General features: G+C 61.6%; 7 protein-coding genes and 2 pseudogenes. 7 read left to right on the top strand and 2 right to left on the bottom strand.

Annotated features, from left to right (window positions below):
* The first annotated feature begins 32 nt into the window (after nt 1-32).
* The 6 genes from ABD893_RS00115 to ABD893_RS00095 all read left to right on the top strand — a co-directional run bounded on the left by ABD893_RS00115 (nt 33) and on the right by ABD893_RS00095 (nt 11,331).
* A complete protein-coding gene (locus ABD893_RS00115; RefSeq protein WP_345075442.1) occupies nt 33-2,948 on the top strand; it encodes a glycosyltransferase in 2,916 nt (971 codons plus the stop codon).
* 38 nt (nt 2,949-2,986) lie between these two features.
* The gene (locus ABD893_RS00110; RefSeq protein WP_345075441.1) at nt 2,987-4,453 is read left to right on the top strand and encodes a glycosyltransferase; all 1,467 of its coding nucleotides are present in this window, start codon (nt 2,987-2,989) and stop codon (nt 4,451-4,453) included.
* A gap of 40 nt (nt 4,454-4,493) precedes the next feature.
* Nucleotides 4,494-6,905, top strand: a complete 2,412-nt coding sequence (locus ABD893_RS00105; protein WP_345075440.1) for a glycosyltransferase — start codon at nt 4,494-4,496, stop codon at nt 6,903-6,905.
* Nucleotides 6,895-8,901, top strand: a complete 2,007-nt coding sequence (locus tag ABD893_RS00100) for a class I SAM-dependent methyltransferase (RefSeq protein ID WP_345075439.1) — start codon at nt 6,895-6,897, stop codon at nt 8,899-8,901. The genes ABD893_RS00105 and ABD893_RS00100 overlap by 11 nt, the downstream gene beginning before the upstream one ends.
* A gap of 466 nt (nt 8,902-9,367) precedes the next feature.
* Nucleotides 9,368-9,583, top strand: a complete 216-nt coding sequence (locus ABD893_RS17065; RefSeq protein ID WP_425548333.1) for an acylphosphatase — start codon at nt 9,368-9,370, stop codon at nt 9,581-9,583.
* 74 nt (nt 9,584-9,657) lie between these two features.
* Nucleotides 9,658-11,331, top strand: coding sequence for a polysaccharide deacetylase family protein (locus ABD893_RS00095; protein ID WP_345075437.1), 1,674 nt, complete (start codon nt 9,658-9,660; stop codon nt 11,329-11,331).
* 156 nt (nt 11,332-11,487) lie between these two features.
* Here ABD893_RS00095 and ABD893_RS00090 read toward each other — a convergent pair whose 3' ends face one another.
* Nucleotides 11,488-12,522, bottom strand: a complete 1,035-nt coding sequence (locus ABD893_RS00090) for an IS30 family transposase (protein ID WP_425548320.1) — start codon at nt 12,520-12,522, stop codon at nt 11,488-11,490.
* A pseudogene (locus tag ABD893_RS00085) lies at nt 12,504-12,743 on the bottom strand (transposase); the annotation flags it as partial. The pseudogene ABD893_RS00085 and the gene ABD893_RS00090, both read right to left, overlap by 19 nt.
* Before the next feature lie 103 nt (nt 12,744-12,846).
* Here ABD893_RS00085 and ABD893_RS00080 point away from each other — a divergent pair.
* A pseudogene (locus ABD893_RS00080) lies at nt 12,847-13,347 on the top strand (IS1634 family transposase); the annotation flags it as partial.
* Between the last annotated feature and the right edge of the window lie 60 nt (nt 13,348-13,407).

Raw genomic sequence — 13,407 nt, 5'->3', positions numbered from 1 at the left:
TCCTCCAACACCTTCGACTCGGAAGTCGCCCTGTGAAGCTCCTCTTCTCGAAATTCGGTCTCCTCGCACTGGCGGGCGTCGCGCTGACTGCGATCTCCGTGGTGCTGTTCGCGGTGGGTGCGACGCAGTGGGGAGCCGCCGCGCTCGCTCTCGCCGTGATCGGGATGTTCGGCCTGATCCTGCTGTCCCACGGGTACACGGTCCGCAGCACGGTCCGTGCGCGAGAGGTCCAGCAGCGGGACACCCGCACCCTCTATCACAGCCTCGACAAGACCTCGAAAGCCACCGCTGCCACGAAGGCGAAGGTCACGCAGCTGGCGGATTCCTTCGACTCCTCAGGCGTGAGCAGCGCGGTGAAAGCCGAATCCAAGGCGCTGCTGGAGGACGCGAAGCAGTCGCTCCGGAAGGATATGCAGAAGGCCTCGACGGGCAACTCCGTGGGCGGCGGCGGCGCGTACTTCGGCATCGGCACGGAGTTCGAGTACGGGGAGCGCGCGGGCAAGGCGCCCGGGCACTTCGAGACCTTCGCCCTGCGTTCGAAGAGCGTGGCAATGCGCGATGCCTTCGCCCGCTCGGCGACGAACCTCCAGTTCGACTACGGGGAGATGCTCCGGATCGTGCGGGCTCTGCGCGCCGGCAAGGCACCGGGCGCAGGATCGGTGGTGAAGGGCTGGTCGGAGAAGGGGATCCTCGCCACCGCGCGCGTGGTCGCGAACCAGCGCCTCACCCCCAGCGATTCCGGGGACGCGGTGCTGCTGTTCCGCCTCGTGAAGGACGTCTTCGGGGTGGGGAAGCTGGGTCGCAGCGACGCCTACGTGTTCGCCGAGGCGCTCGCCCTCGAGGGGCAGCACAACGAGGCCGCCCGCGTGTTCCGGGAGACCAAGCTGTCCCGGCGGGACCCGATGCAGGCGAAGCTCATGGAGCTCAACGCTGTGCACAAGCGCGGACTGGACAGCGCCGAGAACCGAGACCGCTGGGCGGCAGCGCTCAACTCCATCTACGCGGCGGAAGAGCTCGCCCCGGTCGCCTTCCGGGAGCCGCTCGGGCCCACGCTGCTGGATTCGCTGCGCTGCGAGGCGCCGGCCCGGAGCGTGGACGGGCCGAAGGTGTCCGTGCTCGTGCCCTCCTTCAACGGCTCCGAGCACATCACCACCACGCTCGACTCCCTGGCCGGCCAGACCTGGAAGAACCTCGAGATCATCGTGGTCGATGACTTCTCGGATCCCGCTCATCGCGAGCGGCTGCAGGAGATCTGCGCCCGGTACGAGGACGTCACCCTGCTGCTCCAGCCGGAGAACCTCGGGGCCTACATGGCTCGGAACCGCGCCCTCACGGTTGCCGACGGCGAGTTCGTCACCGTGCACGATGACGATGACTGGTCGCACCCGCAGAAGCTCGAGATCCAGGTGAACCATCTGCTGGAGCACCCGGAGCAGGCGGCGAACATGACCCGCCATGCTCGTACCTCCGAGGACCTGCAGCTCACCCGCATCAACAACAACCCCTCCTTCTCCCAGGCGAACTTCTCCTCTCTCCTGACCCGCCGGGAGCTCGTGGACCAGCTGGGCGGATGGGACACCGTCAACCGCGGTGCCGACGCAGAGTTCCGCGACCGCGTGGTGAAGCTGACCGGGCAGCCGGTGGAGATCGTGGGCACCGCGCCGCTCTCGTTCACCCGCACCCACGGCGCCTCGCTGACCGCCGGGGAGATCGGCCGCGGCTACATCGATCCGGCGCGGCTGTTCTACCAGTCCGCCTACTTCCGCTCCCTGCACTCCGCGGAGGTGGTGGACGGAAAGCTCCAGCAGGAAGACTTCCCGCGGCCGCTGAACATGAAGCCGGGGATGCGGGGTAAGCACCTGGGAACCTTCGACGTCGTCTTCGCCACCGATTTCCGCTTCCCGGGCGGTACCACCTCGCTGACCACCAACGAGATCGAGTTCGCGGCGCAGCGGGGCCTTCGGGTGGGGATGATCCAGCTGGACTCCCCGATGAACTCGACGAAGGACTCGATCGGCCTGCGCGCTCTGGACGTCGCGCAGCTCGACAACGTCGAGGTGCTTTCGCTGAACGACCAGGCGGATGTGAACCTCCTGGTGGTCCGCCATCCCACGGTGCTCCAGTTCGCGGAGTCGCTCACCACCAAGCTCGCAGTGGGTCACGTGGTGGTGGTGGTGAACAACCCGCCCATCCTCACCGGCGGCACCGGCGTGGTGTTCGATCTGGAGACGGTGCGCGACAACGCGGCGAAGCTCTTCGGTGTCACCCCCGATATCGCGCCGGAGAGCGAGGTGACCAGGCATCTGGCCCTCACCATGGTGCACTCGAGCGTGCTCGCGGACTACGACTGGCCCGGCTTTATCGATATCGAGCGGTTCCGCCCCGCTGCGCAGGACGAGCGGCGCGGCGAGGTGCCGGTGCTCGGTCGCCACTCCCGTGACGCAGTGCTGAAGTGGCCGGACAAGCGCTCCACCACCCTGTCCGTGTATGGCGGGGACGACGAGCTCGACGTGCGTATCCTCGGAGGGGTGACGTCACAGTCGAAGGAGCTGCAGGAGGAGCTGCGCGCCGCCGCGACGGTCGTCGAGTTCGGCGAACAGGCCCCCGAGGAGTTCCTGCAGGACCTGGATTTCTGGGCGTACTTCCACTCGGACTCGCTGACGGAGTCCTTCGGCATGTCCACGGTCGAGGCGATGGCCAGCGGCCTGGTCGTGTTCCTGCCCCGTTACATGCGCCCGAACTTCGATGACGGCGCCGTCTATGCGGAACCCGGCCAGGTGCGGGAGAAGATCCGCGAGTACTGGCAGGATCCCGAGCAGCTGCAGGCGCAGCGCCAGCGGGCCCGTGAGGTCGTGATGGAGCGGTACTCTGCCAACGCTTTCGAGGAGCGGCTGTTGGCGTTGCTCGAGCACGGCCGTAGCACTCTCCAGGAGAACGGCGCCGAATGATGGCCTCTGCAACCCGCCTCCGTAGGCCCAGGTTCTTCGTGGCCCTGGGAATCTGCGGGATGTTGTTGGGGCTGGGCGTCTTCCTTGTGCTGTTGGGGGAGTTGTCCGTACTCCGTGCCGTGGGCGTCGCACTGATTATTGGCGCCTGGGTTCTGCCTGTGCTATATGCCGTGATGTTGAGGGCACGGGCGGAATTTAAGAAAACTGCCAGCAGTGAGGACCTGAGAAGATCCCAGCAGGCAGTTATTAACGGCGTCACCAAAGCCCGCCAGGGCCTTTCCGCGTCACTGAGCCGGCAGGACCGAGCTCTTCAGCGGATCGAGGAGCGACTGCACAGCCTGACCGCCGAGAGCCAGTCTCGCACGTTCGCCATCGATGAAGCCGACATTGATGTTCTCTTCGTGACCAGCAATGGTGCTGGTCTCGGACACATCTCTCGGATGATGGCGATCGCTCGCAAACTTCCCGGAAAGAGATCAGCTGAACTGCTCACACTGTCGACTGCATACAGGAACTTGGGCGGTCAGGGGATGACAGTCCATTATTTCCCTTCGAGCGAGGCTTCAGGGCAGGATCCACGGCGCTGGAACCGACACTTTCGAGCCCACCTGAACCGACTGATGGAATCGTCCCTTCCCAGGCTGGTCGTATTCGACGGTACTTGGGTCTATTCGGCGCTCGCAGAGGTCTGTCGAGCAAAGGGTATTCCCCTTGTCTGGGTGCAACGGGGGATGTGGCGAGAAGAGGTGGATCTTGCTTCCACTCAGCGCCACCATGCGGCGACGGTAGCTGATTACGTGATCGTGCCGGGCGATTACGCAGGCGAGGAGCGGGTTGATTCAGGCCCGCGCATCACACCTGTGTATACCGGGCCGGTGGTCATGACAACCAAAGACGAGCTGCTCGATCGAGAATCTGCCTGCGCAGCGCTGAACCTCGACCCGGGACGGAAGTACGTCCTGCTCAACCTGGGCGGCGGTGACATCAGCGACCCCACTACCCTGGCCCACTCCTTCCGGCACCTCCTTGCTGAGATGGCGCCAGAACTAGTCCCGGTCCAAGTCATCTCACCGCTCGCTCCCAGACCGGAGCCTGTGCCAGGTGTGGAGCGAATCCGCGCATACCCAGTGATGAAGTATGTGCGGGCTTTCGAGTTCATGGTCTGCGCAGCCGGATACAACTCGTCACAGGAGGCGGTCTCACTTGGAATCCCGGCCATTATGGTCCCCAACCGGATGACGCGAACGGATGACCAAGTTCGCCGCACACGCCAGCTCGCCGCACAGGAACTGTGCTTCAATGCCGAAGACGAAGCCGGACAGCGTCAAGCTCTTGCGCAGATGCTGGACCTAGAACAGAGAGCAGCGCTCCAACAGAGGCTCGATGCGTTGAGCGAACCGCGGGGTGCTCAGGAAGCTGCCAGCTTCCTGGAAAGCTTGATCGAGCAGGCTGGATGGATCCAGCGCGCAGAGACTCTGGAGGGGTCGCCTACCAATGGGGCATGAGGTGCGGGACAGCTCGATAGATTACAAGCGCTATCGACGTATGGGCACAAAGCTCGACGCGTGGGCTCTGGCGTCCGAGGCCACCGTGGCGAAAGACATCTATGCCTCGATAGCGAGCGATGGCAAGCGCACATTCGGGGACCTGATGGGCAGCGTCCACCAGGGCAGTCTGGCAGGCTGGAACGCGACGTGGGTGGGGCGGCTTGCGAGGATTATCCTTCTCCAGCCCCACGAGAATGAACTGCATGGTTTTGCATTCAGGGCGCTTGAGCTCGCTGTCGATGAACTTCCCACGACTCCCGCAACCCTCATGCTGAGGAAGCTTCACCTGGAGCTGCTGTTCAGCGCTCGAAAATTTGATCGTGCAAGGGAGATGCTGAGTAAGAACGGCGATCTGTCCAGCCTCCACCACGGATATCTCGGCACCGACCTTCTCAACCCCTATATGCGAGATGATTCCGAAACAACAGATGCGTGGATCAAGGGGTTAAATGCTCCTTTTCTGGATGCGGGTCTCAGCGAGATTACAGTCGACCCCGCCGCGCAGACGCCTTTCGATGGACTGTCGCCGAAGATTTCGCCGGGGACCGTAGAAGGACCGCTGGTGTCGGTGATCGTGACGACGTTTAACCCGAGCCCCGTCGAGATCCGTACCGCGGTGCGCTCCATTCTCAGGCAGACGTGGAAGAACATTGAGGTGCTCCTCGTCGACGACCACTCGGATGAAGATAAAGTTCGGCCTCTGGATGAGCTAGCTGCGGAGGATCCGCGGATCAGGCTGCTTCGACTGCCCGTAAATGGGGGAACCTACCGCGCCAGGAACGCCGGCATCAGGGAGGCGAACGGGAAGTATATGACCGGGCAGGACACGGATGACTGGTCGCATCCGGAGCGCATTGCGATGCAGGTGGCCGTGTTGGAGGGGAACGAGAGCCTGCCAGGTGTGGCTACTGCCGCCAACCGGACCGATGATCTGCTGGTCAAGATGGCACCGGGGCATAGTCCTCATCGCAAGTGCGAGGTCAGCCTAATGCTCCGGGTAGACGATGCGCGAGCGATCGGAGGCTACCTCCCTGTGCGAAAGGCAGCGGACAGTGAGTTCCGAGAGCGTCTGGAGGCTTGGGCGGGACAGCCCACCCAAGTGATCGACCACCCCCTCTACATGATCAGGATGTCGTACGGGTCGCTGTCCCGAATGGATTTTCGTCCGGGCTGGTCCCACTCAGCGCGGCGTGCATTCTGGAGCTCGTACAAGCTCTGGCACAGGAGCGCGCCTAGGGAGGAACTCCAGATCGATGCGAGTGGCGATGTCGCAAGTATTCCTTCGACAGCGCCAGAGAGAATCGCCGGGCGGGAGTGGACGAAGGACAAGCGCTTCGACGTGTGCATCGTTGCCGATTGGCGTGGAAATACTCCACAACAGCGCGCAGCACGTGATGAGTTGACAGCATTAGCGGACACTGACCTTGAGGTCGCCGTGCTCCACATAGATACCCCCTGGGGGCAGGGAACAGAGCCGCGATCCCTCCACCCCGAGGTACAACGCCTGATCTCTACAGGACAAGTGGACAGGATCCTTGTCGACGAACAGGTCGACGTGGACCTCATGCTGGTGAGAGCGCCAGAGACGATGGATTTCGCCCGCAGGACACCCAGTGAGCTGCGATGCGGACAGACGGTACTGATCGGTCACGGTGCGCTTGCCCACCGCCGGACGGAAGTGCGGGACTACGATCCAGCGAACGCGCATGCAACTGCGCGGGTGATGTTCGGCAGAGAACCTATCTGGAGTTTCCCCGAGGGCGATCCCGCCGACGGCGTGGCCAACAGATTTGGGATCCCTGTAGGGGGAGAAACATACCCCTTATATGTGGATACGAGTCGATACAGTGGCCCTCGCTTGCGTAGACCCGCAGGAGGCCCCCCGGTTCTCGGCTGCGCTGCAATCGACGATATTCTCGCATGGCCGGAGCGGGATGACCTCCTCGCAGCTTTTCCCTTCGACGGCACGGAAGACGTGCGCGTTCTCGGCGACGCGCGTGGAGCACTCCGCGAGATCGAGGAGACGCGCATCCCTGCGAACTGGGTTCAGTTTCGGGAGAACGAGACAGACTCTGCGTTGTTCTGGAGGACCGTGGACGCCGCAGTCTTTCTTGGACGGGAGCTGGAGGGGCCGAGCATCGATCGCTCCGTACTGGAGGCGCTCGCAACCGGGACCTTGGTTCTCACAGGCATGAGCTCGGCGAGCAAATACCAAGGGGCGGTAGTCCCGATCTCACCAGAGGAGGCTGTCTCGATGGTGCGGTCCGTCAGTGAGGACTCAGAGCGGATGGAGCAAATTCTTCGCCACAGCAAGCAGCTGATAAAGAACTTCTCTGATCCTGCAAGAGTCGAGGGCTACGTGCGAAAGTGTTTGAACAATCCACTGGCAGGAGCAATTGATGATGTCTGACGGCCGGCGACGCCTCTTGATTCCCGGACTCCTGGCAGTCTTGACCATCGCCGTGGCGCTGATTAGCGCTACGGCACTGACGGGGCCAGAGAACGCGCTCCCTACCCGCGTGTTCGGGTCGATTCTTGCGACTCTTGCTCTGGCAGTAGGCATCGTGAGCCTGGCACTCACCCTCCGAAGTGCGATGAGACAGGCCCTGACCGGGCTCGGGGCGCGCATGAAGGAGCAGACGAAGTACATCCTCGAGGACCATGACAGACGCCAGGCTGACCTTGTCGAGCAGCTGAACCTTGTCGAGGAGCACTCGCGTGAGATGCTCGAAAAGTTCGAACATGATGCCCGGGAACTACGCGCAGTAGTTGACTCTCTACGAGAGCGGGATGAAGAGACATCGAAGGCGCTCGGATCGCTTGCGAGGTCCTTCCGACAGCAGACGGACGGGATCGCCACGATACGGAAGCAGTCCCGTTCCGGGGTGGACGCGATGGATCGCCTTTCCAACGTGACAGGCGAAGCCAGGGGTCTAGCCCTGGAGAGCCGTGACAACAGTAGGAAACTCCTGAACGTCGTGCGTGCCGACACGAAAGCGAACCGCGCAGCGGTCACAGGTCACTCGCAGGATCTCCAGGCACTTACTACCAGATTGGAGGAAATTGAGCGTGCGCAGCGCCGACTCATCAACTTCCTGCGGCGTGAAGGAAACATTCAGTTCGTCCTTGACCGCATGCAGGCTTCAGAGAGACGTCTGTTGAACAGTGTCGAATCAAGCGCACTGACGACTTCCGGGGAGCTTTCACGATCCGTCGATCAAGCCCATTCTGGATTGAGGGAGTGGCTGCGAGCCGAGGTGCTCGACGGAGGTGCTCTGCGGAGCGAACTTAGCACCATCAGCCACGGATCCCAGGCCTTGGGGGCCCTCGTGGAAACGCTCGATACGAAGACGAACGAGATCGCCGGTCAGATGGAAGCCCTTGCGTCTGTCATGGACCGCGTAAGAGCCGAGAACTCGAAGTCGTTCGAGAGTCTCGGCGACGTGACATCTCGAGCCGCGGATAGCTCCGCATCGACCATGCAGGAAATTAGCCTTCTGCACGAAGAGTTTAGGCCTCTCTTCAAGGAGCGCGCTGACTCCCAACAGGCAGTCGAGGGGCTGGTGACGTCGATCCGGTCGGATCTGAACGACTTGGTCGATCGCTGGGACGCGCTCCAAGAGGAGTGGAACGGTGCGAAGACCGACTCAACAGACCATGATGGCGTTGATACTTCCGCGGCAGCTGAGCTGAGCAGCCTCGTACGCCTGACGGACGTCTTGAAGAATGATGTGAAAGCTCTGCACCGCCACGTCGACCGTGCAGGTATCGAGACGGTGAGGCAAACGGAGGCACTGATGCAACTGTTGCCTCGAGTGAACGCTGAGACTCGCCGTCTGCCGGCATCCGGCGGTTTCGCGATGACTCCAGACAGCCTGCTCCTTCTCTCGGACCTGATCGAACTCCACCGCCCAGAGCAGATTCTCGAGCTAGGGAGCGGGACTTCGACAATCTGGCTGGGCTCCTTCGCGAAGAACATCGGTGCGTCCGTTGTGTCGATCGATCACCTCGAGGAGTACCGGGCACGGACGCAAGATGACCTAAACGAGTTCGGTCTCACTGATGCGGTCGAGCTTCGCCTGGCCGAGCTCTCCCCGCTAGAGGTCGGTGAAGTCGCGATCAGCTGGTACAACACCAAGGCTCTACAGGACCTCTCGCGGATCGATCTTGTCGTGGTCGACGGCCCGCCGGAGTCGACCGGCCCGGACCCTCGAAACCCGGCATTCCCCCTCCTGAGGTCCAAACTTGCAGACCACGCTCTAATCGTCGTCGACGACATCCATCGGGAGCAGGAGCAGCAAATGGTCACGGAGTGGCTGGAGCTCGATGGAGATCTGCGCAGAACCAACTGGAGCTCGAGCCGGACGCTGGTCTTGGAGTACCGTCGATCGAGCAACTTGGCATAGTCGCCCGCACCGCGCGCTGCGATCATAACGCAATAGGCTCAACTTTAAGGTTGGATGAAAGGATGCGTCAGTGGCATCACGATGGAAGTCGCCAGAGACTGACTTTTTCCCGGTCACTGGAAACGGGTGGGCGCTTATCGCACTCGAGGCGTGGCGCCGCGGTATCAGTCTACGACTACTCCGCGACCGAGGATTCCGCCTCAACTTTGAAGACACGGAAGTTTCGTTCAAGCTTAGTCGGCTAGACCAAGATTCCGCGCGGGAGGCAAATCGGATCGTCGGCAACAAGGACGCCACAAAGAACCTCCTTTCCAGGAATAGCGTTAAAACGCCCCGCGGAAGGGCGTTTGCCGCCCCGTTCAATCGTGAAGACATCCGATCAACTGCTCAAAGCATCGGATTCCCGATTGCCCTAAAGGCAAATAGCTGGAGCAAGGGGAGGGGCGTGTATTCTAAAGTTGAGAACATGCAAGACTTTGATCGTGCACGAGCGGCAGGAGTGCATGGCAAGGTGTCCAATGCCAGTGACGGCTCCGTCGTAGCGTACCTTTGTGGCACGAGGCGTGGGATCGAAAAGCTGGTAAGCGACCGTGGTGGCCTCCCACGGTCAGCTAGCATTTCCGAGGTAACGCTCGAAGAGGCGGATCCCTTTATTGTTACCCCCGGAGTTTCGATTGCCTAATCAGCGGTGCATATGTTCGAGATGCGACTCGACACCTAAGTTCTCAGTGACGCTCTGGTGTATCAGGTATAGATTTGACGAATCCCATCGGGAGCGGGGCAAGCAGAATGATTGAAGATGCTTACCACGGGCAAGCTCTGATCACGTTCACCTATGACGACGGGCGTCGCAACAATTACGAAGTAGCTCTCCCGCTTCACGAGGATGCGCAGATCCCTGCTGTTTTCTCAGTAATTGCGGAACGTACGCGAGATCGTGTATATGAGAACAAGTTTATGACACCTTTCGAGGTTTCTGATGCGGTGCGCAGAGGGGTTGAGATATCCAGTCACTCATTGACGCACAGATCTCGGCTCACAGACCTCGACGATGGACTTCTTCACGCCGAACTTGAGCAGAGCAAAGAAGTTTTAACTTCGCTGCTGCCTCGAGAGACTGGGGTGGAGTCATTTTGCGTCCCGTTCTCAAAGGTTGACAATCGCGTCCTTGAGGCGGCCATCTCCGCGTACAACTTCGTACGCATCGATGGGAAGAAGATGAACAGCATCTCGAGTAGGTCGCGGCTGCTGAACTCTTATCCGGTTCGCTGTGACACTACCTTGGATGAGATCACCGAGTGGATAGATGTGGCCATCCAAGAGCGGCGTTGGCTCGTGTTGATGTTTCACGGTGTCGTTGCTGAAGGAGGCGAGCTTTCCAAGTATGACGTAAGCTCAGAGACCCTATCGGCGGTGCTTCATTATGTCAATAGCCTATCTCGGGAGAAGATCCTTCCGGTGAACTTTGCGGACGCGAGAAGGATTCGTGAAAGATTCCGGAAGGAGGAACATGCAAAGCTGCTTGCGAACCCTCGGCCTTCGGAACTGGTTCTGGACGAGGCGCCCGGATATAAGATTACGTACCATCGAAACTCTACACCGACGGATAAACTAGTAATCAGCTTTGGAGGCCTGCCTTCAAAGAAGACCCAGACTGGCTTTGGGTCTAAATTTATCCTCAACCAAGGATGGGATCACATATTCGTCGCGCAAGAGGAAATGACGCAGTATCAACATCTGAGCATTGAGCAGTTCCGCGAGAATGTGTCCAGCATCGCGGCGGCGTACGATGTGTTTGCTTATGGATCGAGCTTGGGCGCATATGCGGCTCTATACTTCGGGGGTTCGGTGAATGCGCGGATTATTGCGGCCGCACCAAAGAATTCTGCGCATCCATTGGTGTTGCAGAAGCGATTCGCGGATCTTGGGTTTCATCATCGAGAACTGACGGAAGTCCCACGTTCGGATTATGCTCCGCTGATCCTGTTCGACCCGCACCGCCGCGATGAGACCAAGTTTATTCGGAAGCTTGTTCTCCCTGCATATCCGGAAGCAAACCTTATTGAGTTGCCTTACGCGGGACATACCGTGTTGGAAACCATGAAGCATATGGGATTGCTCAAGCCATTCATGACCACTTACATTGAGGAGCATGACGTTCTCCAGATGGAGATCGTGGAGGACGGTCTCGCGGTTTTTCCTGCTGAGCGTGGCCGTGAGGCCTATTTGGAGAGAGAATATGAACGGGCACTGGGCTTGTTTCAGCAATCCCTTGACATTGAATTCAACTCCGAGGGCGGTAGCGGCGAGATCAAGGCCCTCCTCAAGCTGGGGCGCGCGCACGAGGCCAAGATAGCCATCGTGAAATATGAGGAGCAGAATGGCTCCCTTCGTGGAATTCCCGAGTGGGTAAAGCAGGAGCTGCTCTAAGACCGGATAGTCGATGTTGGTCAAGTCCCTGGAAGTGGTGTAGCGATCCTTCGCTGGGAGGGGTCAGGCTGTCAGTGCGGGCAGGGATCTTGTGGTGACCTCCTCGGTGTTGGTGTCGGGGACGAGGTTGAGGCGGCAGCGGGCGAGGAGGTGGTGTCAATGTGTCGAAGCAACATGGGGCTCGCCGGCCAGTAGTCGGGCGAAGGATTCTGTCGGGGTCAGGAAGCCGAGTCGGCGGCGGGGGCGGTTGTTGATCTCCTCCGCGATGGTGGTGAGGTAGGGCTGGTGATCGGGGATCTCGGTGCCCTTGGGGAGGTACTCGCGGTAGAGCCGGTTGGTGTTCTCGTTGCTGGGTCGTTGCCAGGGCGAGTGGGGGTCGGCGAAGTAGACCGGCATCTGCGTGGCCAGGGAGACCTTCACGTGCCGCGCCATCTCGCTGCCCTGGTCCCAGGCCAGCGACGCCTTCATCATCTCGGGCAGGGCGTTGAAGTACTCGATGACCGCGTCCGCGGTCGGTTCGGCGTGTTTGGAGGGCAGGGCCAGCAGCCCGGTGAACCCGCTCATCCGCTCCACCAGCGTCGCTGCGCACGAGGTGCCGTTCTTCCCGATGATCAGGTCGCCCTCCCAGTGCCCTGGCACGCGCCGCTCGGCGGCGTCCTCGCCCCGCTCCGCGATCGGGACCATGCCCACGACCGGGCCGCCCCTCGTCCGGCCTGTCGTGCGGGGCCGGCGCTTGGTCCGCTTGGACTGCAAGAAGATGCCCCGCCGGGCGAGCTCGCCCTTGGGGAGCGCGTAGATGTACTGGTAGATCGCTTCGCCGGAGACGGTCTGGCCGCGTGCGTCGGGAGAGTTCGCCATGCGTTCAACGGTCGGGTCTGCGGCCTCCAGGCGCAAGCGGCCCGCGATCTCGTTCGGCGTCCAGGACGCGGCGAGGTCCGCGTCCACCCTGGCCTGCAGCACCGGGCCCTTGGCAACCTTCCGCTGCTGCGGACGGGCCCGGCGACGCTGCGCTCTCACGTCCGCGGTCACGGCCTGGTAGCCGCGGGTCTTCGTCGAGTTCCGGTGGAGTTCCCTGGAGATCACCGAGGGACATCGCCCCAGGTGACGAGCGATCCTCCGCACGGACCAGCCCGCTTTCGACGCTGTCGAGATCTCCGACCTGTCACTGAACGTCAGCCCCACTCGCGCCACCCGTGCACCTCACCGATCAGACCCCCGCCGACCGGGAGTGTTGCCTCGACGCTATGACACCGCCGGACGTCGAGTCCGAGATAGCGTCGTCCTTCGGCCCATTCGTCGGTCTGTTCGGCCAGGACCGCGCCGACGAGGCGGACGATCGCCTCGCGGGTGGGGAAGATGCCCACGGAGTCGGTGCGGCGGCGGATCTCTTTGTTCAGTCGCTCGGTGGGGTGGGGGCACCCCTGAGTTGGACCTCTCTCGAGGCTGGAAGCCGATTCTGAAGGTATTGCTTCTGGTGAAGGCGTTGACGGTCCGAGTGGATGACACACTAACGGCGTGGTGTTTCTGCGGAAGGTGAAGACGGCGTCGGGGGCGACGGCCGTGCAGATCGCCGAGCGGAAGAACCGTCGGGACGTGGTCCTCGAGCACCTCGGCTCCGCACATACCGAGGCGGAGCTCGCTGCGTTGATGAGCGCCGGCCGGGATAAGATCAATGCGGGCCAAGAGGTTCTTGACCTGGGACTTTCGCAGGATCCGCAGTCAGCGGTGGTCCACTCGAAACGCTCCCGCCAGCTGCTGGAGACGCTCCGGTCAGCGTGGACGGACCTGGGTTTCGGCGTGATCGCGGATGAGGCGTTCTTCCAGCTCGTCGCTGCTCGACTGACCGAGCCGACCTCGATGAGCGACTGCGCTCGCGAGCTCGACGACATCGGCATGGATCCCGTGCACCGCTCGACAATGAAGCGCTGTCTGGCACGGATCTCGGAGCGCGAGTATCGCGACCAGGTCGCCACGAAGTGCTTCGAGCACGCCGCTACCAGCGGTGATATCTGGCTCTTCACAGATGAGGGTGTAGGAGCTGGCGGCGCGGCGGTGTCGGGATAGACGTCGAGGTCT

Origin of the sequence: Brachybacterium paraconglomeratum, assembly GCF_039541415.1 — a bacterium.
Lineage (GTDB): Bacteria > Actinomycetota > Actinomycetes > Actinomycetales > Dermabacteraceae > Brachybacterium > Brachybacterium paraconglomeratum_A.
This window is presented reverse-complemented; position numbering and strand designations above follow the sequence as displayed.